Below are 24,467 nucleotides of genomic sequence, written 5' to 3'. Positions count from 1 at the left end.
CCGCGGCCTTCCCCCACGACAGGACGATGGCATGAGCCAGCCACCCCTTCGTGCCGCGATCGTGCCCGTCACCCCGCTCCAGCAGAATTGCACGCTGATCTGGTGTACCGAGACGATGAAGGCGGCGGTGGTCGATCCGGGCGGCGACCTGCCCCGGATCAAGGCGGCGATCGCGAAAGAGGGGCTGACGGTCGAGAAGATCCTGCTGACCCACGGCCATATCGACCATGCCGGCGAGGCGAAGCCGCTGTCCGACGATCTGGGCGTGCCGATCGAGGGTCCGCACGAGGCCGATCGGTTCTGGCTGTCGCGGCTGGACGAGGATGGCCGCAACTACGGCATCCGCGGCGTGGTATTCGAGCCGGATCGCTGGCTGGACGATGGCGACACGGTAACAGTCGGCAACCTGACGCTTGATGTGTACCTGACGCCGGGGCACACGCCCGGCCACGTAATATTCCATCATGCGCCGTCGAACTTCGCGCAGGTCGGCGACGTGCTGTTCCAGGGCTCGATCGGCCGCACCGATTTTCCGCTCGGCAGCTTCGACGACCTCGTCCGCTCGGTCCGCGAAAAGCTGTGGCCGCTCGGTGACGTGGCCTTCGTGCCGGGTCATGGCCCCGCCAGCACCTTCGCGCACGAGCGCCGCACCAACCCGTTCGTGGGCGATGCGGTGCTCGGCAAGTAGCGGGATCAGCGGCTCTTTTCGCGGATCGCCCGAAATTCCGAACCGGGCCGCCACGTCGGCCACTCACTGCCGCTCGCCAGCCCGAAGCCGATCCGGCGGATGAGGTCGACGTCCGCAGCGGCCCCGGTCAGGTCCCAGTCCGCCGACCAGCTGTCGCAGGTCTGGTGATAGCAGCGCATGTAGTTGTCCAGCCACGCCTGCCCGGCCGTGCGCCCGCCCTTGACCAGGTCGGGCGCGCCGCTGATCGCCATCAGCAGCAGCGTTGGAACACCTTGACGCGCAAGTGAGAAATGGTCGGCGCGGTAGAACAGCCCGCGCTCCGGCAGCGCCTCGGGCGTCACCACCCGTCCCTGCGCCCGCGCGGCATCGGCGAGCAGATCCTCAAGCGAATTCTGCCCGTCGCCGACCAGCATTACATCGCGCGACGCACCGGCGGTCTGGAGGATGTCGAGCGTCAGGTTGGCGACCGTCTTCGCTGCCGGATAGACCGGATTGGCCGCGTACGTGGCCGATCCCAGAAGCCCCCGTTCCTCACCGGTCCACAGCGCGAACAGCTGCGTCCGCGCCGTCCGGGGCGCCTTGGCGGCCGCCCGCGCGATCGCGAGTACCCCCGCCACGCCCAGCGCATCGTCATTGGCGCCCGGCCGGATACGCCGCCCATCGGCATCGGGCGCGCCCTCGCCATAAGCGTCCCAGTGCGCGCCATACATGACGACCTCGTCCGGCCGGGCCCGGCCGGGCAGTTTGGCCAGCACGTTGCGGCTCTCCGCACGCGTCACCGCGACGGGCAGGTCGGCGGAAAAGCCGCTGCCTTTCAGCGCGACCGGCCTGAAGTCGGACCGCCGCGCCGCCGCTCGCAGCTGCGCCAGGTCCAGTCCGGCGGCAGCGAACAGCCGGGTCGCGGCCGCGCCTTCGATCCAGCCCTGCAGCAGCACGCGCGGCGCGGGCGGTGTGGCTACGTCGTAATTCTCGCCAGCCGGCGCCGTCACCGTCGCCCAGCCATAGCCCGCGCCGGCCGTGTCGTGGACGATCAGCGCGGCGATGGCGCCGCGCCGCGCCGCCTCTTCATATTTGTAGGTCCAGCGCCCGTAATAGGTCATGCGCCGGCCGCCGAACTTGCCGGTCGCGTCGTCACCCGCCGCCGCCTCGAAGTCGGGATCGTTGACCAGGAAGACCGCGACCTTGCCCTTTAAATCGACGCCCTTGAAGTCGTCCCAGCCACGTTCCGGCGCGGTCACGCCATAGCCGACGAACACCATCGGCGCCCCCGCCACCGTCGCGCGATCGACCGGGCGGACGGTGGAGAGATACACGTCGCGCCCGCTTGCCCAGCTAGTACCGTTGGCGGTGACATTGCCCTCGCCGAGCTGGGTACGAATCAGCGGCACCGCCTGCGTCCAGCTGCCGCCTGGCCCGCCGGGCTGGAGCCCCGCCGCCTTGAACTGCGCGACCAGCCAGTCGACCGTCTTCGCCTCTCCCGGCGTTCCCGGCGCCCGCCCGCCGAACGCATCCGACGCCAGCACCTTCACGTCCGCCGACAGCGCCGCGGGCGAAACGGGATCGGCGGCCGGCGCAGCGGCGATCAGCGGCAGGGCGGCAAGGGCGAGAAGGCGTTGCATCGGCGGCATTTCTCCGGAGGGCGGGCTCATATTAGTGATCAGTGACTGCGATGGCGAGATGCGCACTACAGCGGTGTCAGGGCCTGTCCTGCCGCATCGAAATTCGCGTCATTCAGCCAGGCTTCGAAGCGGTCACGCTGGGCTGGCCACTCGCTTTCCAAGATGGAATGCCAAGCCGTGTCGCGCCGTCTTCCCTTGACGATGCCATCCCCGCGCCACGTTCCTTCATAGGTGAACCCGAACCGCCGCGCAGCCCGCATGGACGCCGCATTCAACGCGTTGCAGCGCCAGACGACGTGATGATAGCCGAGCGCAAAGGCATGTTGGATCAAGAGGAATATCGCCTCAGTCGCGGGCGTGTGCCTGCGTGGCGCGGTGAAAACCAGATGCTGCCGATCTCGATCGCGGCGTCCGCCGGCGCGATGTCGCAAAAGGATGCCCATCCCTCGGCCTTGCCGCTCGATCTAGGGACGACCGCGAAAAATGGCTGCTGCTCCAGATCCTTGATGCGCTCGACGTGCGCTGCCATTGCCGCTTCGGTCGGGAACGGTCCGTACCGGAGGTAGGTCCAAGACGTATCTGCAGACCGCGCCGCGTCCCACAGATCGCCGACATGCGAGGAGGCGAGCGGCGCCAGAGCCACCGCTCTCCCGCTATGTAGCGCGAGTCCGGGCAGGGGCCGTGTGGCTTCGTGCACGATCGGGCCGAGGGGAACATCGCTCATCCTCACGCTATGCCGCGAAGAGGTTTGGGGGGCCAGCGGCTTCAGGGCAGCCCCTCTGCCAACCACCATCACGCGCCAATCGCTTGCGCATTTGCGCCGATCCGCTATAGGCCCGCGCTTCGCGATAGGTTCCGGATCGCTGGCGTGGCCGTCATGGCCCGGCGGCGGCCGTGCCTGTTTCCACCGGTTCACACGTACAAGGTGCCGCAATGGCCGTCCCCAAGAGAAAGACTTCGCCCTCCAAGCGTGGCATGCGCCGCGGTCACGACTCGCTGACCGTTGCTGCCTTCCAGGAGTGCCCGAACTGTGGTGAGCTGAAGCGTCCGCATGTCCTGTGCGGCGCCTGCGGCCATTACAACGGCCGTGAGGTCGTGTCGGTCGAGGCCTGAGCCCAGCACGAGATCGATCGACGATGACCGACCAGCCCTGCATCGCCGTCGACGCCATGGGCGGCGACGAAGGGCTGGCGGTGATGCTCGCCGGGGTCGCCAGCGCGCGACGCCGGATCGATGGCCTGCGCTTCCTGCTGGTCGGGGACGAGACGGCGATTCGCGCCGGGCTCGAATCGCACCCGAACCTCAGCCAGCATTCCGAGATCGTCCACGCGCCCGAGATCACGGGATCGAGCGAGAAGCCGAGCCAGGCGATCCGCCGCGCCAAGCGCACCTCGATGGGGATTGCCATCGATCTGGTGAAGCAGGGTCGCGCTCATGCCGCGGTGTCGGCGGGTAATACCGGCGCGCTGATGGCGATGGCGAAGCTGTCGCTGCGCATGCTGCCGGGGATCGACCGCCCTGCCCTCGCCGCCCCGCTGCCAACGCTGGGCGACAATGACGTGGTGATGCTCGACCTGGGTGCGAATACCGAGTGCGACGCGCGCAACCTGGTGCAGTTCGCGGTGATGGGCGCGGCCTATGCCCGCATCATCTTCGAGCTGGAGCGGCCGCGCGTGGCGCTGCTCAACATCGGGTCGGAAGACCAGAAGGGCACCGACGAGATCCGCGACGCGGCGGCGGTGCTGAAGGGGCAGACGCACCTGCCGCTCGCCTTCACCGGCTTCGTCGAGGGCAACCAGCTGGCCCGCGGACACCATGACGTGATCGTCTGCGACGGCTTTGCCGGCAACATCGCGCTGAAGACCGCCGAGGGCACCGCCCGCTTCGTCGCCGACCTGCTGAAGCGCGCCTTCACCAGCTCGGTCCGGTCCAAGGTCGGGTTCCTGATCTCCAAGCCGGCGACCCAGCTGCTGCGCGATCACCTCGATCCCAACAACCACAATGGCGCGATCTTCCTCGGCCTGAACGGCGTGGTGGTGAAGAGCCATGGCAGCGCCAACGAGACGGGCGTAGCGACCGCGATCGGCAACGCGGCCAAGCTGGTCCGCGCCGACCTGACCCGGCGCATCGCCGAGGACCTGAACGAGTTCGAGGCGGCGGCATGAAGCGCTCGGTGGTGATCGGCACCGGTTCGGCACTGCCGGTGCGGCGCGTGTCGAACGCCGAGCTGGCGAGGCAAGTCGACACCAGCGACGAGTGGATCGTCGAGCGCACCGGCATCCGCTTCCGCCACATCGCCGGGCCGGACGAGACGACGGCGACGCTGGCCCGCGATGCGGCGAGCGCGGCGATCGCCGCGGCGGGCCTGTCGGCGCAGGACATCGACCTGATCGTGCTGGCGACCGCGACGCCGGACCAGACCTTTCCCTCCACCGCGACCAAGGTTCAGGCGATGCTGGGCATCGACGACTGCGTCGCGTTCGACGTGGCGGCGGTATGCTCTGGCTTCCTCTATGCGGTGCAGGTCGCCGACGCGATGCTGCGCACCGGTGTCCAGACGCGCGCGCTGGTGATCGGCGCGGAGACGTTCAGCCGCATCCTCGACTGGCAGGATCGCACCACCTGCGTCCTGTTCGGCGACGGCGCCGGCGCGATCGTGCTGGAGGCGCAGGAGAGCGACGACGCCACCGGACGCGGCATCCTGGCGACGCGGCTGCACGCCGACGGGCGGCACAACGAGCTGCTCTACGTCGATGGCGGCCCCTCGACCACCGGCACGGTCGGCAAGCTCAGGATGAAGGGGCGCGAGGTGTTCCGCCACGCCGTCGTCAACCTGGCATCGGTGATGACCGAGTCGCTGGGGCTCGCCGGCCTCTCCGCCGAGCAGGTCGACTGGGTGGTGCCGCACCAGGCGAATGCCCGCATCCTCGATGCGACCGCGAGGAAGCTGGGGCTGGCACCGGAGAAGGTGGTCGTCACGGTCGACCAGCACGCCAATACCTCGGCCGCGTCGGTGCCGCTCGCGCTCGACACGGCGGTACGCGACGGGCGCGTAAAGAAGAACGACATCGTCGTGCTGGAGGCGATGGGTGGCGGGTTCACCTGGGGCGCCGCGGTCGTGCGATTCTGAGGCGCCTGGTATAACGATCGGGGCTTTTCAGCAGGCCATTCGATTGTATACCGAAGGGCGGGTGTAGGGGATGATGATGACGGACGTGGGTACGTTGACGCGGGCGGATCTGGCCGAGGCTTTGCACCGCGAGGTTGGGCTGAGCCGCGCCGATTCCGCGACGATCGTCGAGCAGATCCTGACCGAGATGTGCGAGTCGCTGTCGCGCGGCGAGAACGTCAAGATTTCCGGCTTCGGCACCTTCGTGCTACGCGACAAGGGCGAGCGGGTCGGCCGCAATCCCAAGACCGGGGTCGAGGTGCCGATCGCGCCGCGCCGCGTCCTGACCTTCCGCGCCAGCCAGATGATGCGCGACCGCATCGTCGCGGCCCCCGTCGCCTGACCGCGATGGCGCCCCCCACGCCGAAGGCGAGCGGGGCGCTCCGGACGATCGGTGAACTCTCGGCCGAAACCGGGCTGCCGCATCATGTGCTCCGCTACTGGGAGACGCGCTTCCCGGCGCTGAAGCCGCTGACACGCGCGGGCAATCGCCGCTACTACCGGCCAGAGGATGCCGCGCTGGTCCGTCGCATCGACGCGCTGCTGAACCGCGAGGGCTACACGATCCGTGGCGTGCAGCAGCTGCTGGCGGCGGAGAAGAAGGCAGTGCCCGCAGATGGGCCTGCCGCGGCCCTTCATGCGATCCGCGAGATGCTGGCCGCGGCATTGGCAGCGGACGAGCAGGGGTAGCCATCAACCGCCGTCATGCCGGGCTCGTCCCGGCATCCAGAGTATCGAACGCCTAGAGCCATTTGCGATCACGACTGCGCACCCCTCCCCTTCAGGGGAGGGGCCGGGGGTGGGGCATATCCGCAGGCGCGCCACCCAGGGAAGCGCCCCACCCCAACCCCTCCCCTGAAGGGGAGGGGCTCGATGCGTGCAGTCCTGATCGCATTCGCCTCTAGAGTGTGATCCGCCCGGATCGAACCAGCCACTTTGCCTACCCGGCGAAAGCCGGGGCCCAGTCGGGAAGGCCGTCGTGACGAGGTGCAACGCACTTCATCGACATCCTCCCAACTAGACCCCGGCTTTTGCCGGGTAGGTGCTTCAGTTTCGGTGGATCACGCTCCACGCCCGCGGCCCTGGATGCCGGGACAAGCCCGGCATGACGGGAAAAGAGGCGTCTTACACCCTCTACGGTCACCGCTCGCGCGTCGCGGCGAACTTCACCTTGGGATAGCGGTCGGCGACATAGCCGACTTCCCAGCTGCTCTTGGCGAGGAACACCGGATTGCCGTCGCGGTCCTTGGCCATGGCGGCACGGTTCAGGTCGGTGAAGGCCTTCAGGTCGGCGGGATCGGCGGCACTGATCCAGCGGGCGGTATCGAACGGCGCGGGCTCCAGTCCGGCGGCAACCTTGTATTCAGCGTCCAGTCGCGACAGCAGCACGTCGAGCTGGAGCTGGCCGACGACCCCGATGATCCAGTTCGATCCGATCTCCGGATAGAAGACCTGGGTCACCCCCTCCTCGGCCATGTCGTCCAGCGCCTTGCGCAACTGCTTGGTCTTGGTCGGGTCCTTCAACTGGACGCGGCGCAGGATCTCGGGCGCGAAGTTGGGCAGGCCGGTGAAGCGCACCGCGGCGCGTTCCGACAGCGTGTCGCCGACGCGCAGCGTGCCGTGGTTGGGGATGCCGATGATATCGCCCGGGAACGCCTCGTCGGCGATCTCGCGATCCTGCGCGAAGAACAGGATCGGCGAGTGGACCGCGATCGGCTTGCCATGCCCGGTCGGGGTCAGCTTCATGCCCCGTTTGAAGGTACCCGAGCATAGCCGCATGAAGGCGATGCGGTCGCGATGCTGCGGGTCCATGTTTGCCTGCACCTTGAAGATGAAGCCGGTCACCTCGCTGGTGTCGGGCGCGACCGGCGCCGGCTCGGCCGGCTGCGGGCGCGGCGGCGGCGCATAGGCGGCGAGCGCGGCGATCAGCTCGGCCGGGCCGAAGTCCTTCAGGGCGGAACCGAAATAGACCGGGGTCAGGTCGCCGTTGCGGTACGCCGTCTCGTCGAACGCGGCATAGCCACCCTGCGCCAGCTCCACTTCCTCGGCGAACCGGTCGGACAGCGGGTCGACGTCGCTCGTCCCCTGGAAGGTGCGGCTGTCACCTTCCGGCCGGCTGATCCGGCCGCTCGACAGGTCCATGATCCCCTCGAACTCGCCGCCCATGCCGATCGGCCAGTTCATCGGCGCGACGTCGAGCGCGAGGATATCGGCGATCTCGTCGAGCAGCTCGAACGGCGCGCGCCCCTCGCGATCGACCTTGTTGACGAAGGTGATGATCGGCACCGAGCGCAGGCGACACACCTCGAACAGCTTGCGCGTCTGCGCCTCGATCCCGCGCGCCGCGTCGATCACCATCACCGCCGAATCGACCGCGGTCAGCGTGCGATAGGTATCCTCGGAGAAATCCTCGTGCCCCGGCGTGTCGAGCAGGTTGAAGGTGACGCCGTCCTTCTCGAACGTCATCACCGAGGAGGTGACCGAGATGCCGCGCTGCTGCTCGATCTTCATCCAGTCCGACTTGGCGCGCCGGTTCGCCCCGCGCGCCTTCACCTCGCCGGCGAGGTGGATCGCTCCGCCGACATAGAGGAGCTTTTCGGTCAGCGTCGTCTTGCCCGCGTCGGGGTGGGAGATGATCGCGAAGGTACGGCGGGGAGAGGTCAAGGTCGGTCTCGATCGGGAAAGGCTGCGCCCTGCCAGAAGCGGGCGCGATAGGACAGAGGGATCGGTGGCGTCAGGCGGGGCTGGACAGCTTCATCAGCACCAGCCCGCCGACGATCAGCAGCGCGGCGAGGATGCGCAGCGGGGTCAGCGCCTCACCCAGCACCGCCGCCCCGACCAGGAACGCGCCGACCGCGCCGATCCCGGTCCAGACGGTATAGGCGGTGCCCAGCGGCAGGCTGCGCATCGATACCGACAACAGCCCGAAACTGACCAGCATCGCCGCGATCGTCAGCACCGACGGCCACAGCCGCGTAAAACCGGCCGACTGCTTCATCGCATAGGCCCAGACGACCTCGAACAGGCCGGCGACAAGGAGGATCAGCCAGGGCATCGGGGTCCTTTCTGTTGAGTCCCTTCCCTGACGGGGAAGGGCGCCGATCCTCAATCCCCCGTCACCTTCGCCGGGCCCAGGTCGCCCTGCCCCACCGTACCGCTCGCCATCGCCAGCATCGCATCGAGGCTCTTCTTGGCGCGGACGCGCAGCCCCTCGTCCATCTCGATGCGCGGCTCCAAGTCGCGGAGCGCCACGTAGAGCTTCTCCATCGTGTTGAGCGCCATGTACGGGCAGATGTTGCAGTTGCAGTTCCCGTCCGCCCCGGGCGCGCCGATGAAGCGCTTCCCCGGCATCGCCTTTTCCATCTGGTGGATGATGTGCGGCTCGGTCGCGACGATCAGCGTATCGCCGGCCATAGCGCCGGCATATTCGAGGATGCCGCGCGTCGAGCCGACATAATCGGCATGGTCGAGGATCACCGCCGGGCATTCGGGATGCGCGGCGATCGGTGCATCGGGATGCTGCGCGCGCAGCTTGAGCAGCTCGGTTTCCGAGAACGCCTCGTGGACGATGCACACCCCCGGCCACAGCAGCAGGTCGCGCCCCGTCTTGCGCGCCAGATAGCCACCCAGATTGCGGTCGGGGCCGAAGATGATCTTCTGCTCGGGCGGGATCTTGGCCAGGATCGTTTCCGCCGAGGACGAGGTGACGATGACGTCGGACAGCGCCTTCACCTCGGCCGAGCAGTTGATGTAGGTCAGTGCGATGTGATCGGGATGCGCCGCGCGAAAGGCGGCGAACTGGTCCGGCGGGCAGCTGTCCTCCAGCGAACAGCCGGCATCCATATCGGGCAACACGACGATCTTCTGCGGAGACAGGATCTTGGCCGTCTCCGCCATGAAACGCACGCCGCAGAAGGCGATCACGTCGGCATCGGTCGCCTGCGCCTTGCGGCTGAGGTCCAGGCTGTCGCCGACGAAATCGGCGAGATCCTGCAGCTCGGGCTTCTGATAATAGTGCGCCAGGATGACCGCGTTGCGCTCCTTGCGGAGGCGATCGATCTCGGCGCGCAGGTCGACACCGGCGAGGTTCATGGGCTGTTCCATGCCCGCGGAGATGGACCGCGCGGGCGCGGCGATCAAGGGTCCGTCTTCAGCGCCGGTTCGCCAGCACGTCCTCGACCGAGCGCGACACGTCCCACCGCTCGTCGCTGGCGACCGGTTCGTCGGCGAAGGCCACCTGCACCTTCGCCTCCACCCCCGCGGCGCGGAGCGGCAGGGCGAAGTTGTTCTCGACGGCGCGGCGCGTCGCGTCGCGGGCCAGGCGGATCATCGCCGGCTGGCTCGCCTGGCGCAGCAATTCGGTTTGGCCGGCGCGGCGATTGGCCTCGTCCAGCTGCTTCTCGGCATCGGTGAAGGTCGCCAGCACCCCGCCCGAGCCATATTCGCGGATCGCCGCCAGATCGACCTGCGGTCCGTCCAGCTCGACCGGGGGCAGCCGCACCGACAGGGTGTTGCTGGCCGCATCCCAGCGCACGTCGCGCGCGCCCAGCTTGGCCAGATCGACCTCGTAGCGGACCGAGCCGGGCATGATGAGCGTCTTCTGCGCCGAGAAACCGAGCTGCGACTGGCGCGAGGTGACGACCGCGACATAGCGCGCGGCAAAGGCCGACATGCGGTTCTGCTCGCGCAGGCCCGCCAGGCTGGCGGCGGCGATCGAGGTCGGGTCGGGCGCCAGCCGCTTGGTAACATAGCGCTGCACGCCCCAGAGCCCCAGCAGTAACGCCAGCAGCAGCAGGACGATCACCCCGCCCGCCTTGGCCAGGAAGGTGCCGATATTGCCGCGTGGCGCGGGCGCCGGCGCGGGCTGGTCCGGGGTCACGCCGCGATCCGCCATGTCTCTTCCTTGCCCCGTGGGTGATCGATGACGAGGCCGCGGCCCCGGAGATCGTAGAGGTGCGCCAGCACGGATCGCTCCGCGGCCCCGCGCAGCCGCGGGTCGATGCCGGCGTACATGCGCCCGACCATCGCCGGCACCGCCTGCTCCGCCTCGCGCAGCAGGCGCAGGATCTGGCCCTCGCGCTGCTTGCGATGACCCAGCATGCCGCGCACCAGCCGCTGCGGCGTGTCGACCGCGTCGCCGTGGCCTGGATAATAGACGCGGTCGTCGCGGCCGAGCAGCTTTTCCAGACTGGCCATATAGGCGCCCATGTCCCCGTCCGGCGGCGAGACGACGCTGGTCGCCCAGCCCATGACATGGTCGCCGGAAAAGAGCGCCCCGGTAGGCTCCAGCGCGAAACAGAGGTGGTTGGAGGTGTGGCCGGGGGTGGCGATCGCGGTTAGCGTCCAGCCGGCGCCGGCGACCTGCTCGCCCTCCGCCATTACGCGATCGGGGCGGTAGTCGGGATCGAAGGCGGCATCGGCGCGGGCGCCGCCGTCCTCGGGTTCGAAGGCCGCGGCCCCCATGATCGGCGCGCCGGTCGCGACGGCGAGTGGGCGGCTGGCCGGGCTGTGGTCGCGGTGATGATGGGTGACCAGGATCGCGCGTACAGCCCGCCCGGCGATCGCCGCCCGGAGCGCGGCGAGGTGCGCGGGATCGTCCGGTCCCGGATCGATCACCGCGACGTCGGTGTCGCCGACCAGATAGGACTGGGTGCCGGTGTAGGTATAGGCAGAGGCGTTCGGTGCCAGGATGCGGGTGACCAGTGGCTCCAGCCGCATCGGCACGCCGGTGGGAAGATCGGCCATTATCGGCAGATGGCGGCTGCGGGCGGCGCTGGCAAGGGCGGTCATATGCCGCCCCTGCCCTGCCCCATCAGTCCTGCCCGATCAGTCTTGCATCGCGTCGCGCACCTCGGCCATCGCATCGTCGAGGCCGGCGAGCGCGTCGCGGCGCTGGTCTGCGGTCAGGTTGCGGTTCGCCTCGATCGAGCGGCGGGCGAGCTGGATGCTGGCGGTGGCCTGCGCCAGACCGGCGCGGTTGGACATCCGGGCCTGACGCTCGGCATAATCTGCCTGCCGCTCCGCATAGGCCGCCTGACGCTCGGCCACGGCGACGCTCGCGTCGGCATCGACGACGACGCGGGCGGCAGTGTCCGCCATAGCGCGAACGCGGTTGCGGCACACGATCATGGCCCGCTTGCCGTCACGGTCCTGGCTGACGACCGACGGGCCCTGGTCGGGATGGCAGTCGCCGTTCGACACGATCAGCTGGCCGCTCTCGCCGGTCACCACGACGCCGGGTGGCGGCGGCGGAGCGGCGGGTGCGATGGCAGCGGCGGCGGGCAGCGGCGGTACGGGCGGCACCGGTGCGAGCGGTACGGGATGCGCGGCGATGTAGCGCGCGGCGGCGTCGCCGTCATAGGTTACTGTCTTGCCGTCCTTGACGATCACGACGTGCTGCGGGGTCCGTACGGTGCGGGTGACAGGCGCGGGCGGGGCAGGTGGCGCGACGAGGCGGACGCCGGTCGCGTTCTCCACCTGCGCGGTGATCGCGGCGGCAGCCTGGGTACCGGAGGCGGTGACGAGCAGGCCGGTGCCGACCAGGGTGACGACCGCGGTCGCGCCGGCGGCAAGGCGGGTGCGCGAGACGCGCGCGATGGTGAGCATCCTCAATCTCCCCTTCAGGTCGGTGATGGTGTGGAGGTGACAGGTCGCGGCGATCGCGCCGCCATGTGCGGCCTTGACGATGGCGCAGGCATAGATGTGGCGGTCCGCCCGGCTGCGGCCGGCGAGGACGCGGGCATCGTTGGCCAGCTCCTGATCGGCGCGGAAGGCCCGAAAGGCGCGCCACGCCAGCGGGTTGAACCAGTGGAGCGCGAGCACCGCGAGCGCCGCCCAGTTGGCGAACAGGTCGCCGCGGGCGTGGTGGCCCAGCTCGTGCGCCAGCGCCAGCTCGCGCTCGTCGGCGTCGTAGCGGTCGGCGAAGTCGTCCGGGAAGGCGACGAAGCGGCGGCCCAGCCCCGCCAGCCGCAACCCGAAGGCGAGCGGCCCCGCGGCGGCCGGCGTCTCAACGACGCGGACGCCGTCGATCTCGTCGACCAGCCGCGCCTGGGCGAGCAGGTTGCGACAGAAATGGCGGTGGCGCAGGAAGTGCCAGACGAAGAAGGCGCTCGCCCCCAATGCCCAGGCGATCGCGACGATCATGCCCCAGGGCAGCGCCGCGGCAACGGGTGCCGCCTCCACCGCTGCGACGGCGACGGGCGCAGGCGCCGTGGCGGGCAGGACCAGCACCGTCACCGCCTCGCTGGCGCGGCTGATCGGCATCGCCGCCTGCTCGCGCCAGTCGGCGGGCAGCGGCGGCAGGAGCAGGCGCAGCGCCGGCAGCGACCACAGCGCATAGGCGATCTGCGGCCCGACCAGCCGGCGCACCGGCGCACGGACCAGCAGGACGACCAGCATCAGCAGCGATGAGGCGATCAGCGCCTCGGTGGCCCAGGCGATCATGCCTTCAGCTCCTTCAGCAGCGCCTCGATCTCGGCGATGTCGTGCGCGGTGAGTTCGTCGCGCTCCGCGAGGTGCGCGACCAGCGGGGTCAGCCGCCCGCCGAACAGCCGGTCGATCAGCCGACGGCTCTCGCCCGAGACATAGTCCTCCCGCGCGACGAGCGGGCGATAGAGGTAGCGGCGGCCATCCTCCTGGTGCGCAATGGCGGATTTGGCGAGCAGCCGGCCGAGCAGCGTCTTAACGGTATTGGCGCTCCAGCCGCGATCGGGATCGACCCGCTCGGCCACGTCCTGCGCGGTGAGCGGGGCTTCGTCCCACAGCACCTCCATTACGACATGCTCGGCATCGCTGATGCGTTCGGCCACGACTCGGCTCCTCTCTCGACTACGCCTGTAATTGCAGCGATTACGTTCGTAGTCAACAGGTGTCGTGGCGAGGCGGTCCGCCCTGCCCGGCCGGCGATTGCGCGCGAGGCAAAGCAGCGAAGGCGCGATCGGCGTCGGTGGACTTTACAGGTGCTGGATGGTGCCGAGGGGCGTTAACCAGCGTAGTGCGCGGAAATGCGTCGCGCTCGTCGGACTGGCACGCACCCTGCTAAGTTCCGGACAGCCGAAGCCTCAGCGCTTTCAGCAGGGTGGGCCGTGTGCTCGAACTGGTCTCGCGCCGGTCCACCCGCACCCGGCCTTTCGATCGAAATACGCGCAGAGCAGCATGGTCATGCCGGGACGAGCCCGGCATGACGTGGAGAGTTCAGGCCGCCGGTCGCTCGGCGCCGAACAGCTCGGCCAGTTCGCCGCTCTCGTACATCTCCATCATGATGTCCGATCCACCGACGAACTCGCCGTCGACGTAGAGCTGCGGGATGGTCGGCCAGTCCGAATACGCCTTGATCCCCTGGCGGATGCCCTGGTCCTGCAGCACGTCGACGCTCTCGAACTCGGCGCCGAGATGGTTGAGGATCGCGACGGCGCGGCTGGAGAAGCCGCACTGCGGAAAGAGCGGGCTGCCCTTCATGAACAGCACCGCCTTGTTGCTCTTGACCAGCGTGTCGATGCGGGCGGTGGCGTCGGTGTCGATCTGGTCAGTCATGCTATTCAATCCTTCAAGGGTGCGGCGGTGGTCAGCTGGAGCGCGTGGAGCACGCCCCCCATCCGGCCGCCCAGAGCCGCGTACACGGCCTGATGCTGCTTCACCCGCGACAGCCCGGCGAAACCGGGCGCGACGACGCGGGCGGCATAATGGTCGCCGTCGCCCGCCAGGTCGGTGATCTCGACCTCGGCGTCGGGAATGGCGGCGCGGATCATCGCGGCGATATCGTCGGCGGCCATCGGCATGGCGTCAGCGCGCCGCCATCAGCTGGCGCCGCGCTTCGACCGCCAGATCGTCGAGCGCGCGGCGGACGGTGGCATCGTCGGTGTCGATGCCCGCCGCGGTCAGGTCGCCGACCACCTTGCGGATCACGTCCTCGTCGCCGGCCTCTTCGAAATCGGCCTGGACCACCGCCTTGGCATAGGCGTCGGTTTCCTCCGGGGTCAGCCGCATCTGCTCCGCCGCCCACTGTCCGAGCAGGCGGTTACGGCGGGCGGTGACGCGAAACGCCATTTCGTCGTCGCGGGCGAACTTCGCCTCGAAGGCCCGCTCGCGATCGTCGAAGGTGGTCATGTGGAGGTTCCCCGCTGGTTCTTGCCCGAGATAGGCGCGGGGGGCCGGGGGCGCAACATGGGTGCGCCCTTTCCCACGGCCGTCATCCCGGCGTTCGCCGGGATGACGTGCGGAGCGCTTAACCCACCTCCACCACCAGCTTGCCGATTGCCCCGCGTCCGGCCATTTTGGCGATCGCGTCGCCGCCCCGCTCCAGCGAGAACGTCTCGGTCACGCGTGGGCCGATCCGCCCCTCCTCCCACAGGCGGAAGAGCCGGTCGACATGCGCGGCATTCGCCTGCGGATCGCGCGCGGCGAAGGCGCCCCAGAACACGCCGCACACGTCGCAGCTCTTCAGCAGCGTCAGGTTCAGCGGCAACCGGGGAATACCCGCGGGGAAGCCGACCACGAGGTAGCGCCCTTCCCACGCGATCGAGCGCAGCGCCGGCTCGGCATAGTCGCCGCCGACCGGATCGTAGATGACATCGAACCCGGCCCTGCCCCCCGCCGCCTTGAAGCGGTCGGCCAGCGCCTTGGACTGGTCCTTGTCGAAGGGCGCGCGAGGATAGACGATCGTCTCGTCGGCGCCGGCAGCCGTCGCCGCCGCCGCCTTCTCGTCCGACGATACCGCTGCGACGACATGCGCGCCGAATGCCTTGCCCAGCTCGATCGCGGCAAGGCCGACGCCGCCCGCCGCGCCCAGCACCAGCAGCCGCTGCCCGGCCTGCAACCGGCCCCGGTCGAGCAGCGCGTGAATGGTGGTGGCATAGGTCAGGATCAGCGACGCCCCCTCGGCGAAGCTGCGCCCCTCGGGCAGGCGATAGAGGCTGGCGGCGGGGACGAGCACCTGCTCGGCCAGGCCGCCATGCCCAACCATGCCGATCACCCGGTCGCCGACCTGCCAGCCGGTCACCCCCTCGCCCAGCGCAGCGACGGTGCCGGCGATCTCACCGCCCGGCGCGAAGGGACGTTCGGGCCGGAACTGGTACTTGTCCTCGATGATGAGGACATCCGGGTAGTTCATCGCGCAGGCACGCACGGCGACCGCGACCTGGCCGGCAGCGGGTGCCGGATCGGGCACCTCGGCCAGTTCCAGAGTTTCAGGTCCGCCCGGCGCCCTCGACAGCAATGCCCGCATAGCCGCGTCTCTCCTCGATCCAGGGGCGATCAGCGTTCATGCCGCCCTCAAATTTCGAAATCGCGGTATCCCGGGCCAATGTCAAACCGATCTCGTCCAGCCCCTCCATCAGGCACTGGCGGCGAAAGGGATCGAGGTCGAAGGGGAAGCGGTCCTGATAGGGGGTGGTGACCGTCATCGTCTCGAGATCGACGGTAACCGGCTGGTCTACCGCGGCGGCGAGCAGCCGGTCGACCGCCTCCTGCGGCAGCACGACCGGGACGATGCCATTCTTGAACGCATTGCCCGAGAAAATGTCGGAGAAGCTGGGCGCGATCACCGCGCGGATGCCCATGTCGGCGAGCGCCCAGGCGGCGTGCTCGCGGCTCGACCCGCAGCCGAAATTGTCGCCGGCGATCAGGATCGGCGCGCCGGCGTAGCGCGGGTCGTCGAAGATGTTGTCCGGTTGCGCGCGCACCGTCTCGAACGCGCCCTTGCCCAGGCCGGAGCGCTGGATGGTCTTCAGCCAGTGCGCCGGGATGATGACGTCGGTGTCGATGTTCTTGGCGCCCCAGGGATAGGCGGTGCCGGTAACGGTGGTGACGGGGTGCATGGCATTCCTGTGGATGATCGTCATCCCCGCGCAGGCGGGGATCCATAAACGCCGACGCTGCGGCTCCATCGCGACGTCCGCGCGTCTGGATCCCCGCCTGCGCGGGGATGACGAAGAATGGGTATCAGCGCTTCTCGATCGCCGCCGCGCTGCGCGCCACTCCCGCGGAATAAGCGGCGAAACCGCTGATGAGCGCGCCCGCCACCAACATGACCAATACCTTCTTCATCGTCCTGCTCCCATCAGATCACGGACATCCGCCAACCGCCCTGTCACCGCCGCCGCCGCCGCCATCGCCGGCGAGACGAGGTGCGTGCGCGCGCCCGGACCCTGCCGGCCGACGAAGTTGCGGTTGCTGGTCGACGCGCAGCGCTCGCCCGGCGGCACCTTGTCGGGGTTCATCGCCAGGCACATTGAGCAGCCGGGCTCGCGCCACTCGAAGCCGGCGGCGGTGAAGACGCGGTCGAGCCCCTCGGCCTCGGCCTGCCGCTTGACCAGCCCCGATCCGGGCACGACCAGCGCGCGCACACCGTCGGCGACGCGACGGCCGTCGGCGACCGCGGCGGCGGCGCGCAGGTCCTCGATCCGGCTGTTGGTGCAGCTGCCGATGAAGACGTGCTGGACGGGTACGTCCTGCATTGCGGTGCCCGGTGCCAGCCCCATGTAATCGAGCGACTTCTGCGCGGCGACGCGCTTGGCCGGGTCGGCGAAGCTGTCGGGATCGGGCACCGCACCGGTGATCGGCACCACGTCCTCGGGGCTGGTGCCCCAGGTCAGCGAGGGCGCGATGTCGGTGGCGTGGAGCGTCACGCTGCGGTCGTACACCGCGCCGGCATCGGTCGGCAGCGTTCGCCACCAGTCGACCGCCTTGTCCCAGGCAGCACCCTGCGGCGCCATCGGCCGGCCCTTGATATAGGCGAAGGTCGTCTCGTCCGGCGCGATCAGGCCGGCGCGCGCACCGCCCTCGATCGACATGTTGGCGACGGTCAGCCGCCCCTCGACCGACAGGGCGCGGATCACCTCGCCGGTATATTCGACGACATAGCCGGTGCCGCCGGCCGCGCCGATCCGGCCGATGATCGCCAGGATCACGTCCTTGGCCGACACACCGTAGCCGAGCGAGCCGTCGACGCGGATCTCCATCGTCTTCGACGGGGCGAGCAGCAGCGTCTGGGTGGCGAGCACATGCTCGACCTCCGACGTGCCGATCCCGAATGCCAGCGCGCCGAGCGCGCCGTGTGCGGAGGTGTGGCTGTCGCCGCAGACCAGCGTCGTGCCCGGCAGGGTGAAGCCCAGTTCCGGGCCGACGACATGGACGATGCCCTGCTCGGCGGCGGTCGCGTCGATATAGTCGATGCCGAACTCGGTCGTGTTCCGCCGCAGCGCCTCCAGCTGCGCCGCACTCTCGCGGTCGGCGATCGGCAACAGGCGGCCCGCTGCGTCGACACGCTGGGTCGTCGGCAGGTTGTGGTCGGGCACCGCCAGCGTCAGCTCGGGCCGGCGGACCCGACGACCGGCGGCGCGCAGCCCCTCGAACGCCTGCGGGCTGGTGACCTCGTGCAGGAGGTGGCGGTCGATATAGATCAGGCAGGTGCCGTCATCGCGCCGTTCGACGACGTGCGACGCCCAGATCTTCTCGTACAATGTCTGTGGACGGGTGGCCATGATCCGCGCGCGTTAACCGAAATGGCTCCTGATCGAAAGGGTGGGCGACATATTCTTGCCGAGCAGGGCCAATGAGGGAGCGGAGCGGACGGATGATCGTTCCGGAGCGGACCTTATCTGCATCAAGGACCGCCATGCCGCATCATCCCCCACGTTCGGGCGCACGGGCACTGGACGCGATGAACTTCTTCCTCGCCGACGTGCGTGACGGACTGGGGCCGTATCTGGCGATCTATCTGGTCAGCGTGCGCGGGCCGACGCATGGCTGGAACGAGGCGAGCGCGGGTCTGGTGATGACGATCGCCGGCATTGCCGGGCTGCTCGCCAACGCGCCTGCCGGCGCGCTGGTCGATCGTACCCATGCCAAACGCGCGGTGCTGGTCGCGGCGGCGGCAGCGGTGACGCTGGCGAGCGTGATCCTGCCGCTCACCCACGGCTTTGCCGCGGTGGTCGCGGGACAGTCGCTGGCGGCAGTGGCAGCGGCGGTGTTCGCGCCGGGCATCGCGGCGATCTCGCTCGGCATCGTCGGGCCCAGGGCATTCACCGCACGGGTCGGCCGCAACGAGGCGTTCAACCATGCCGGCAACGCGGTCGCCGCCGCGCTCGCCGGGCTGCTCGCCTGGCGGTTCGGGCCGGTGGTGGTGTTCTGGCTAATGGGCGGGTTGGCGGCGCTCAGCATCGCGGCGATCCTGCGGGTCGATCCGGCCACGATCGACCATGGCGTCGCGCGCGGCTGCCCCGATGCGGAGACCGCGCGCGACGACGATCCGCCAGAGACGCTGCGTCAGGTCCTGACGGGAACGCCGGCGCTGGGCGTGTTCGCGATCGCCTGTTTCCTGTTCCACCTCGCCAATGCGGCGATGCTGCCTGCGGTCGGGCAATTGCTCGCCCGCGAGGTCGGCGGCGGGCAGGCGACCTCGCTGACCGCCGCGTGCATCGTCGGCGCGCAGCTAGTGATGGTGCCGGTCGCGATCGTCGTCGGGCGATATGCCGACCGCTGGGGACACCGGCCGATCCTGCTCGCCGGGCTGGCGGTGCTGGTGCTGCGCGGGTTGCTCTATCCCCTGTCGGACGCGTCGGCATGGCTGCTGTTCGTTCAGCTGCTCGACGGGATCGGCGCCGGCATCTTCGGTGCGCTGTTTCCGGTGGTGATCGCCGCGATCATGCGGGGGACGGGACGGTTCAACGTGGCGCAGGGCGCGGTGGCGACGGTGCAGGGGCTTGGCGCGGCGCTCAGCACGACGCTGGCCGGAGCGGTGATCGTGGGGGCCGGCTATACGCCCGCCTTCCTGACACTGGCGGCGGTGGCAGCGGTCGGACTGGCGCTGGTCGCGTGGCGCATGCCGGAGACGGCGGGTGCGTGACCGTCAGGCGCGATAGTCGACGATCAGCGTGCCGCACGTGGCAAGTTCCTCCTCGTGCGATGCCTCCCGGAACGTCTCCGCCAGCGCCGCCGCCTCCCACTCGCGGATCGCAGGATGGGCGAGCAGCCGCTCGACCCATCCCGCACCGGCCGCACCGACGTCGATGCCATAGGTGCGGACGCGGAACGCGACCGGTGCGAAGAAGGCGTCGGCCGCGGTGAAGTCCGCACCCGCCAGCCACGGGCCGCCGAACCGCGCCAGCCCCTCACCCCAAAGCTCCGTCAGCCGCGCGACATCACGCTCGAGCGCCGGCGAACCCGGATGCGGATCGACGCGGGCGCCAACGTTCATCGTCCGCTCGCCGCGCAGCGCCGCGAAGCCGCCATGCATCTCCGCCACCGCGCACATCGCCCAGGCGCGGGCCGCCTCCTCCGCCGGCCAGATGCCGGGAAACCGCTCGGCGAGGTACAGGACGATACCGAGCGAGTCCCACACCGTCCGCTCGCCATCGATCAGTACTGGCACCTGCCCGGTCGGCGAGAAAGCGCGAAACGCCACCCAGTTGTTCATCGACTCGAACGGCTCGACCCGGTCGACGAAGGGAACGCCAAGCGCCCGCATCAGCACCCAGGGCCGCAGCGACCAGCTGGAATAGTTGCGGTTGGCGGTGACGAGGGTCAGTGTCATTCCAAATAGGTCGCCGTCGTCTTCGCCCGCACTTCCTCGGCGGTGACGCCGGGCGCGATTTCGGTCAGGCGGAAGGGGCTCGAATGTTCCGGCCGCTGGAAGACGCCCAGATCGGTGACGATCATGTCGACGACATTCTTGCCGGTCAGCGGCAGGGTGCAGGCGGGGATGAACTTCGGGCTGCCGTCCTTGGCATTGTGGTCCATCACCACGATGATCTTCTTCACCCCGGCGACCAGGTCCATCGCGCCGCCCATCCCCTTTATCATCTTGCCGGGGATCATCCAGTTGGCGATGTCGCCGCTCTCCGACACCTCCATCGCGCCGAGCACGGTCAGGTCGATATGACCGCCGCGGATCATCGCGAAGCTCTGCTCGCTGCCGAAATAGGCGCTCTGCGGCAGTTCGCTGATCGTCTGCTTACCGGCGTTGATGAGGTCAGGGTCGACCTGATCCTCATAGGGGAACGGCCCGATGCCGAGCATCCCGTTCTCCGACTGGAGCGTCACCGTCATCCCGGCGGGAATGTTGTTGGCGACCAGCGTCGGGATGCCGATACCGAGATTGACGTAATAGCCGTCCTGCAACTCCTGCGCGGCGCGCGCCGCCATCTGGTTGCGGTTCCAGCCTTTGGTTTCAGGGGCCATCATGCCGTCTCCCTCTGGCGGGTGGTGCGGAACTCGATCTTCTTGTCGTAGGGCGCGCCGACGATCATCCGCTTCACATAGATGCCGGGCAGGTGGATATGATCGGGGTCGAGGCTGCCGACCGGTACCACCTCCTCCACCTCCGCCACGCAGACGCGGCCGGCGGTCGCCATCGGCTGGTTGAAGTTGCGCGCGGTCTTGCGGAAGATCAGGTTGCCGCTCTCGTCCGCCTTCCACCCCTTAATGATCGACAGGTCGGCGCGAATGCCGCGTTCCAGGATGTAATCCTGCCCGTCGAACGTCTTGACCTCCTTGCCTTCGGCCACCTGGGTGCCGACGCCGGTCTTGGTATAGAAGCCGGGGATACCCGCGCCCCCTGCCCGGCAACGCTCGGCGAGCGTTCCCTGCGGGCAGAACTCCACCTCCAGCTCGCCCGACAGATACTGGCGCTCGAACTCCTTGTTCTCGCCGACATAGCTCGAGATCATCTTCCTGACCTGGCGCGAGCGGAGCAGCTTGCCGAGTCCCTCGCCGTCGATGCCGGCATTGTTGCTGGCGATCGTCAGCCCGGTCGTGCCGGCATCGCGGATCGCGTCGATCAGCCGCTCGGGGATGCCGCACAGGCCGAAGCCGCCCGCGCAGATAATCATCCCGTCATGGAGCAGCCCGTCCAGGGCGGCGGCGGCGTTCGGGTAAAGCTTCTGCATCGCATCCCTCCGTTTGACGGCGAGATAGGCGGCGCGGCGACCGAGGGTCAACGGTCACGCGAAGATTGACTTTCGCGCAGACGGCTTTAGTGGCGCGGGCCAAGTCAGGCAGGCTTTGCCCGCCCGACTCCGTCCTAGACAGTAGGTGCCGGGGATCTGCCCCGGCTTAATTTCCTGCCGAGACGGGGATAGAGATCCCATCTGCCGCATCTCCATGCGGCCGGTCCCCCTTTCCCCATCGCTGGACAAGCCGGATGGCGTCGCCGTCCGGTCGTAACCGGGCATGCCTTTCGGGGCATGTCCAGAATGTGGAGAATGGCATGGATCGTGCTCAAAAGGCCGCGGCCGTCGCCGAACTGAACCGCACCTTCTCCGAGGTCGGCGTGGTGGTCGTCACCCGCAACCTCGGCATGACCGTTGCACAGTCGACTGTGCTGCGGAACCGGATGCGGGACGCCGGCGCGACCTACAAGGTCTCGAAGAACAAGCTTGCCAGGATCGCCCTCGACGGGACCGACTACGGCTCGATCAGCGACATGCTGACCGGCCCGGTCGGCCTCGCCACCTCGACCGACCCGGTCGCCGCGGCCAAGATCGCGGTCGACTTCGCGAAGACGAACGACAAGTTCGAAATCGTGGGCGGCGCGATGGGCTCGACGCCCCTCGACGTCGCGGGCGTGCAGGCCCTCGCCACGCTGCCGTCGCTCGACGAGCTGCGGGCGAAGATCGTCGGCCTCATCGTGGCACCCGCCACGAAGCTCGCCACGATCACGCAGGCCCCGGCCGCGCAGATCGCGCGCGTGCTGTCGGCCTATGCGGAGAAGGAGGCGGCGTAAGCTGCCTTGGCATCCTGGATTTGAACTGAACCTTTGGGGCCATGGCGCCCCGCATGGAGAATACACATGGCAGACCTGAACGCGCTGGTTGACCAGCTGAGCGAACTGACCGTCCTCGAGGCCGCCGAGCTCTCGAAGCTGCTCGAAGAGAAGTGGGGCGTCTCGGCCGCCGCTGCGGTTGCGGCTCCTGCCGCCGGCGGCGCCGGCGCAGCGGCTCCGGCCGCCGAGGAGAAGACCGAGTTCGACGTGATCCTGACCGGCGACGGCGGCAAGAAGATCAACGTCATCAAGGAAGTCCGCGCCATCACCGGCCTGGGCCTGACCGAGGCGAAGGCTCTCGTCGAGGGCGCGCCGAAGGCCGTCAAGGAAGGCGTGAACAAGGACGAGGCCGAGAAGGTCAAGAAGCAGCTGGAAGAAGCCGGCGCGACCGTCGAGCTGAAGTAAGCCGCGGCGAGGGAGCAGGCTGGCAAGCCAGCCGCCCCCTCGCAAGGCCGGCCGGGCTCGGCCAAAGGCCGAGCTTCGACGTCATGGGATTTACTCCCATGACGGCCAGCGAGAGATTGGGCGGCCCTTCCACATGGAGGGGTCGCCCTTTTTCCTTATCGGCGGCGAGCGTTTATAGAGCCGCAGCTGAAGCGCTTGCAGCCCGGCCTGCCCCGCCGTCCACGGTCTCGCGCACGCAAGTTCCCACGGTGTTCGCGGAAGGGACGCCGGACGGGTCCGGATGACGGTTCAGTGCATCGTGCCACCCAGCCCCGCCACGTGATCCGCGCCCGCACACCGACCATCATCGCCGCGCCGACCAGCGCGGCGAGCAGGCCGACCGACAACGCATCGAACGTCATCAGCCCCCAAACTATCGGGGCCGGCCGGCCCAGCGCGAGCCAATGGTTCGCCATGTGGAGAAGCTGCGCGGGCGCGAAGGCGACGAGCAGGTAGAGGGTCAACAGGGCTGCCGAAGGCAGGTGCGTGGTGAACGCCGCCCGCCAGTCCAACGTCCGGTCCTCGATCAGCGTCGCGACGATCAGCAGCATCAGCCCGGACTGGAGCACGAGCGACACCGCACCCGTAACGCCGTTGAGGACCGCCGATCCGGTCATGGTTCCGACCCGGGCCAGACCCGCGCTGACGGCGGCGGTCAGCCCGACCAGCGCCATGGTCTTCAGCAGCGGCAAAGGCCGGATCATCAGCGCCGCCCTCACCGAACCCAACGCATGAAAACGAGCATAGGCCAGCATCGCGATCACGAAGCCGGCGATCTTCGCATAACCAAAGGCCCAGCGGCTCGGATCGTTCGACAGGGCGCGGAACACCTCACGCGACTGGAACATGCCCAGCTTGATCTCGACGACATGCTGCGCCGCCTCCGGCAGGATGGCGATGGCGGCGATCAGCGGCGCGGCCAGCACGCCCTTGCCGCCCCGGCGGTATACCTCCGCGACATCGCTCCCGATCCGGCGCGCGGCGCGGCGCAGCCAGCCCTCGCGCAGCCGCGGCGCGGCGCCTTCAGCCTCGTTCATGGTCACATCCGTCATTCCTCGTCCCCTTCCTCCGCAGGTCCCTCAACCCAGGTCAGTATGTCTCCCGGCTGGCAGTCGAGCGCGCGGCAGATCGCCTCCAGCGTCGAGAAGCGAACGGCTTTCGCCTTTCCCGTCTTCAGAATCGACAGATTGGCCAGCGTGATGCCCACCGCCTCGCTGAGGTCGGTCAGCGTCATGCGGCGGCGATAGAGCATCTCGTCTAGATGGACGCGAACCGGCATCAAACCGTGCCCTCGAGGTCGTCGCGCATCCGCGCGCCCGCCGCGAAGACGCGGGCAAGGACGAAGGCGACCGGCACGCAGATCCAGCCGGCCAGCGAGGGCTGCCAGCCAGCTACGTCCGCGCCGCTATGGGCGATCAGCCCGGTCAGCAGGCCCAGCGCCAGATCGAGCAGCTGCACGCCCAGCAGCCCCCAGCCGATCGTCATGACGCGGACGGCATTGGCCGGATCGAACGGCTCGCCCCGCCGCACGCTGCGCGCGACGTCGGCCAGCGGGCGCAGGCATCGATCGATCGGCCATACCGCGACCGCACCGAGCAGCAGCATCGCGCGCAACTCCCAGACGAGCGTCATCACCGGTGCCCCTGCCCCGTATTTGCGAACCAGCTGCGCAGCCAGCATCGCTTCGCCGGGAAAGGATGCCGCCAGACACAGGACCGCGATGACTCCGAAGGCGAAGTTTGCGATCACCAGCCATCGCAGCACCCGCTCCCCCCACCTCACCAGCCG

General features: G+C 68.9%; 31 protein-coding genes. 9 read left to right on the top strand and 22 right to left on the bottom strand.

Annotated features, from left to right (window positions below; all coding sequences use genetic code 11):
- Positions 1 to 31: 31 nt before the first annotated feature.
- The gene (locus tag Q5H91_RS12995; RefSeq protein WP_305173846.1) at positions 32 to 688 is read left to right on the top strand and encodes an MBL fold metallo-hydrolase; all 657 of its coding nucleotides are present in this window, start codon (positions 32 to 34) and stop codon (positions 686 to 688) included.
- Positions 689 to 693: 5 nt separating this feature from the next.
- Here Q5H91_RS12995 and Q5H91_RS12990 read toward each other — a convergent pair whose 3' ends face one another.
- The 3 genes from Q5H91_RS12990 to Q5H91_RS12980 form a co-directional block, all read right to left on the bottom strand.
- A complete protein-coding gene (locus tag Q5H91_RS12990; protein ID WP_305173845.1) occupies positions 694 to 2,307 on the bottom strand; it encodes a M28 family peptidase in 1,614 nt (537 codons plus the stop codon).
- A gap of 65 nt (positions 2,308 to 2,372) precedes the next feature.
- Complete coding sequence (locus tag Q5H91_RS12985) at positions 2,373 to 2,639, bottom strand: GNAT family N-acetyltransferase (protein ID WP_305173844.1); 267 nt, start codon at positions 2,637 to 2,639, stop codon at positions 2,373 to 2,375.
- Positions 2,636 to 3,031 (bottom strand): GNAT family N-acetyltransferase, encoded by a 396-nt coding sequence (locus Q5H91_RS12980; protein ID WP_305173843.1) that lies wholly within the window; start codon positions 3,029 to 3,031, stop codon positions 2,636 to 2,638. The genes Q5H91_RS12985 and Q5H91_RS12980 overlap by 4 nt, the downstream gene beginning before the upstream one ends.
- A 209-nt stretch (positions 3,032 to 3,240) precedes the next feature.
- Between Q5H91_RS12980 and rpmF the strand changes: the two genes are divergently transcribed.
- The 5 genes from rpmF (at position 3,241) to Q5H91_RS12955 (ending at position 6,166) form a co-directional block, all read left to right on the top strand.
- Positions 3,241 to 3,420: a 50S ribosomal protein L32 gene (gene rpmF, locus Q5H91_RS12975; protein ID WP_055841808.1), complete on the top strand. Its 180-nt coding sequence runs from the start codon at positions 3,241 to 3,243 to the stop codon at positions 3,418 to 3,420.
- A 23-nt stretch (positions 3,421 to 3,443) separates the two neighbouring features.
- Positions 3,444 to 4,472, top strand: coding sequence for a phosphate acyltransferase PlsX (plsX, locus tag Q5H91_RS12970; RefSeq protein ID WP_305173842.1), 1,029 nt, complete (start codon positions 3,444 to 3,446; stop codon positions 4,470 to 4,472).
- Complete coding sequence (locus Q5H91_RS12965) at positions 4,469 to 5,437, top strand: beta-ketoacyl-ACP synthase III (RefSeq protein ID WP_305173841.1); 969 nt, start codon at positions 4,469 to 4,471, stop codon at positions 5,435 to 5,437. Before plsX ends, Q5H91_RS12965 begins: the two co-directional genes overlap by 4 nt.
- Positions 5,438 to 5,513: 76 nt before the next feature.
- Positions 5,514 to 5,819 (top strand): integration host factor subunit alpha, encoded by a 306-nt coding sequence (locus Q5H91_RS12960; RefSeq protein ID WP_305173947.1) that lies wholly within the window; start codon positions 5,514 to 5,516, stop codon positions 5,817 to 5,819.
- Between the two features lie 5 nt (positions 5,820 to 5,824).
- Positions 5,825 to 6,166, top strand: coding sequence for a MerR family transcriptional regulator (locus Q5H91_RS12955; RefSeq protein ID WP_305173839.1), 342 nt, complete (start codon positions 5,825 to 5,827; stop codon positions 6,164 to 6,166).
- Positions 6,167 to 6,616: 450 nt separating this feature from the next.
- Here Q5H91_RS12955 and Q5H91_RS12950 read toward each other — a convergent pair whose 3' ends face one another.
- The 13 genes from Q5H91_RS12950 to leuC form a co-directional block, all read right to left on the bottom strand.
- Positions 6,617 to 8,140: a peptide chain release factor 3 gene (locus tag Q5H91_RS12950; RefSeq protein ID WP_305173838.1), complete on the bottom strand. Its 1,524-nt coding sequence runs from the start codon at positions 8,138 to 8,140 to the stop codon at positions 6,617 to 6,619.
- Between the two features lie 70 nt (positions 8,141 to 8,210).
- Positions 8,211 to 8,531 (bottom strand): DMT family transporter, encoded by a 321-nt coding sequence (locus tag Q5H91_RS12945; protein WP_305173837.1) that lies wholly within the window; start codon positions 8,529 to 8,531, stop codon positions 8,211 to 8,213.
- A gap of 50 nt (positions 8,532 to 8,581) precedes the next feature.
- Positions 8,582 to 9,580, bottom strand: a complete 999-nt coding sequence (nadA, locus tag Q5H91_RS12940; RefSeq protein WP_305173836.1) for a quinolinate synthase NadA — start codon at positions 9,578 to 9,580, stop codon at positions 8,582 to 8,584.
- Between the two features lie 46 nt (positions 9,581 to 9,626).
- A complete protein-coding gene (locus tag Q5H91_RS12935) occupies positions 9,627 to 10,370 on the bottom strand; it encodes a DUF4230 domain-containing protein (protein ID WP_305173835.1) in 744 nt (247 codons plus the stop codon).
- On the bottom strand, positions 10,352 to 11,221 hold the full coding sequence (locus Q5H91_RS12930) for an MBL fold metallo-hydrolase (protein WP_305173834.1): 870 nt from the start codon (positions 11,219 to 11,221) through the stop codon (positions 10,352 to 10,354). Before Q5H91_RS12930 ends, Q5H91_RS12935 begins: the two co-directional genes overlap by 19 nt.
- Before the next feature lie 81 nt (positions 11,222 to 11,302).
- On the bottom strand, positions 11,303 to 12,919 hold the full coding sequence (locus Q5H91_RS12925; protein WP_305173833.1) for a M56 family metallopeptidase: 1,617 nt from the start codon (positions 12,917 to 12,919) through the stop codon (positions 11,303 to 11,305).
- Positions 12,916 to 13,284: a BlaI/MecI/CopY family transcriptional regulator gene (locus Q5H91_RS12920; protein ID WP_305173832.1), complete on the bottom strand. Its 369-nt coding sequence runs from the start codon at positions 13,282 to 13,284 to the stop codon at positions 12,916 to 12,918. The genes Q5H91_RS12925 and Q5H91_RS12920 overlap by 4 nt, the downstream gene beginning before the upstream one ends.
- Before the next feature lie 385 nt (positions 13,285 to 13,669).
- The gene (gene grxD, locus Q5H91_RS12915) at positions 13,670 to 14,008 is read right to left on the bottom strand and encodes a Grx4 family monothiol glutaredoxin (RefSeq protein WP_305173831.1); all 339 of its coding nucleotides are present in this window, start codon (positions 14,006 to 14,008) and stop codon (positions 13,670 to 13,672) included.
- Between the two features lie 5 nt (positions 14,009 to 14,013).
- On the bottom strand, positions 14,014 to 14,253 hold the full coding sequence (locus tag Q5H91_RS12910) for a BolA family protein (RefSeq protein WP_305173830.1): 240 nt from the start codon (positions 14,251 to 14,253) through the stop codon (positions 14,014 to 14,016).
- A gap of 4 nt (positions 14,254 to 14,257) precedes the next feature.
- Complete coding sequence (locus Q5H91_RS12905; RefSeq protein ID WP_305173828.1) at positions 14,258 to 14,581, bottom strand: DUF1476 domain-containing protein; 324 nt, start codon at positions 14,579 to 14,581, stop codon at positions 14,258 to 14,260.
- Positions 14,582 to 14,699: 118 nt separating this feature from the next.
- Positions 14,700 to 15,698, bottom strand: a complete 999-nt coding sequence (locus tag Q5H91_RS12900) for an NADPH:quinone oxidoreductase family protein (RefSeq protein ID WP_305173827.1) — start codon at positions 15,696 to 15,698, stop codon at positions 14,700 to 14,702.
- Positions 15,661 to 16,290 carry a 3-isopropylmalate dehydratase small subunit gene (gene leuD, locus Q5H91_RS12895; protein ID WP_305173826.1) on the bottom strand — a complete coding sequence of 210 codons (630 nt, stop codon included), beginning with the start codon at positions 16,288 to 16,290 and terminating at the stop codon, positions 15,661 to 15,663. Before leuD ends, Q5H91_RS12900 begins: the two co-directional genes overlap by 38 nt.
- 225 nt (positions 16,291 to 16,515) lie before the next feature.
- Positions 16,516 to 17,955 (bottom strand): 3-isopropylmalate dehydratase large subunit, encoded by a 1,440-nt coding sequence (gene leuC, locus Q5H91_RS12890; RefSeq protein WP_305173825.1) that lies wholly within the window; start codon positions 17,953 to 17,955, stop codon positions 16,516 to 16,518.
- Between the two features lie 134 nt (positions 17,956 to 18,089).
- Here leuC and Q5H91_RS12885 point away from each other — a divergent pair, with 134 nt between their 5' ends.
- Positions 18,090 to 19,319 (top strand): MFS transporter, encoded by a 1,230-nt coding sequence (locus Q5H91_RS12885; protein ID WP_305173824.1) that lies wholly within the window; start codon positions 18,090 to 18,092, stop codon positions 19,317 to 19,319.
- Positions 19,320 to 19,322: 3 nt separating this feature from the next.
- Here Q5H91_RS12885 and Q5H91_RS12880 read toward each other — a convergent pair whose 3' ends face one another.
- Genes Q5H91_RS12880 through Q5H91_RS12870 form a run of 3 tightly spaced genes read right to left on the bottom strand, consistent with a single transcriptional unit; the run spans position 19,323 to position 21,360 of the window.
- Complete coding sequence (locus Q5H91_RS12880; protein WP_305173823.1) at positions 19,323 to 20,006, bottom strand: glutathione S-transferase family protein; 684 nt, start codon at positions 20,004 to 20,006, stop codon at positions 19,323 to 19,325.
- Positions 20,003 to 20,653 (bottom strand): CoA transferase subunit B, encoded by a 651-nt coding sequence (locus tag Q5H91_RS12875; protein ID WP_305173946.1) that lies wholly within the window; start codon positions 20,651 to 20,653, stop codon positions 20,003 to 20,005. The genes Q5H91_RS12880 and Q5H91_RS12875 overlap by 4 nt, the downstream gene beginning before the upstream one ends.
- Positions 20,653 to 21,360 carry a CoA transferase subunit A gene (locus Q5H91_RS12870; RefSeq protein ID WP_305173822.1) on the bottom strand — a complete coding sequence of 236 codons (708 nt, stop codon included), beginning with the start codon at positions 21,358 to 21,360 and terminating at the stop codon, positions 20,653 to 20,655. The genes Q5H91_RS12875 and Q5H91_RS12870 overlap by 1 nt, the downstream gene beginning before the upstream one ends.
- 320 nt (positions 21,361 to 21,680) lie before the next feature.
- On the opposite strand from Q5H91_RS12870, the gene rplJ reads away from it, so the two are divergent.
- Together rplJ and rplL are read left to right on the top strand one after the other, a co-directional pair.
- A complete protein-coding gene (gene rplJ / locus Q5H91_RS12865; RefSeq protein WP_305173945.1) occupies positions 21,681 to 22,196 on the top strand; it encodes a 50S ribosomal protein L10 in 516 nt (171 codons plus the stop codon).
- Positions 22,197 to 22,262: 66 nt separating this feature from the next.
- Positions 22,263 to 22,640 (top strand): 50S ribosomal protein L7/L12, encoded by a 378-nt coding sequence (rplL, locus tag Q5H91_RS12860; RefSeq protein WP_305173821.1) that lies wholly within the window; start codon positions 22,263 to 22,265, stop codon positions 22,638 to 22,640.
- 155 nt (positions 22,641 to 22,795) lie between these two features.
- Here the strand turns inward: rplL and Q5H91_RS12855 are convergent, their stop codons facing one another.
- From Q5H91_RS12855 to Q5H91_RS12845, 3 genes are read right to left on the bottom strand one after another with little or no spacing between them, the layout of a single operon-like run.
- The gene (locus Q5H91_RS12855; RefSeq protein ID WP_305173820.1) at positions 22,796 to 23,716 is read right to left on the bottom strand and encodes a hypothetical protein; all 921 of its coding nucleotides are present in this window, start codon (positions 23,714 to 23,716) and stop codon (positions 22,796 to 22,798) included.
- 11 nt (positions 23,717 to 23,727) lie between these two features.
- On the bottom strand, positions 23,728 to 23,958 hold the full coding sequence (locus tag Q5H91_RS12850) for a helix-turn-helix domain-containing protein (RefSeq protein WP_305173819.1): 231 nt from the start codon (positions 23,956 to 23,958) through the stop codon (positions 23,728 to 23,730).
- Complete coding sequence (locus tag Q5H91_RS12845; protein ID WP_305173818.1) at positions 23,958 to 24,461, bottom strand: DUF2975 domain-containing protein; 504 nt, start codon at positions 24,459 to 24,461, stop codon at positions 23,958 to 23,960. The genes Q5H91_RS12850 and Q5H91_RS12845 overlap by 1 nt, the downstream gene beginning before the upstream one ends.
- Positions 24,462 to 24,467: the final 6 nt, after the last annotated feature.

The sequence above is a fragment of the Sphingomonas aurea genome, assembly GCF_030678875.1.
Lineage (GTDB): Bacteria > Pseudomonadota > Alphaproteobacteria > Sphingomonadales > Sphingomonadaceae > Sphingomonas > Sphingomonas aurea.
The sequence above is the reverse complement of the archived record's forward strand: the minus strand, read 5'-3'. Positions and strand labels throughout refer to the sequence as shown.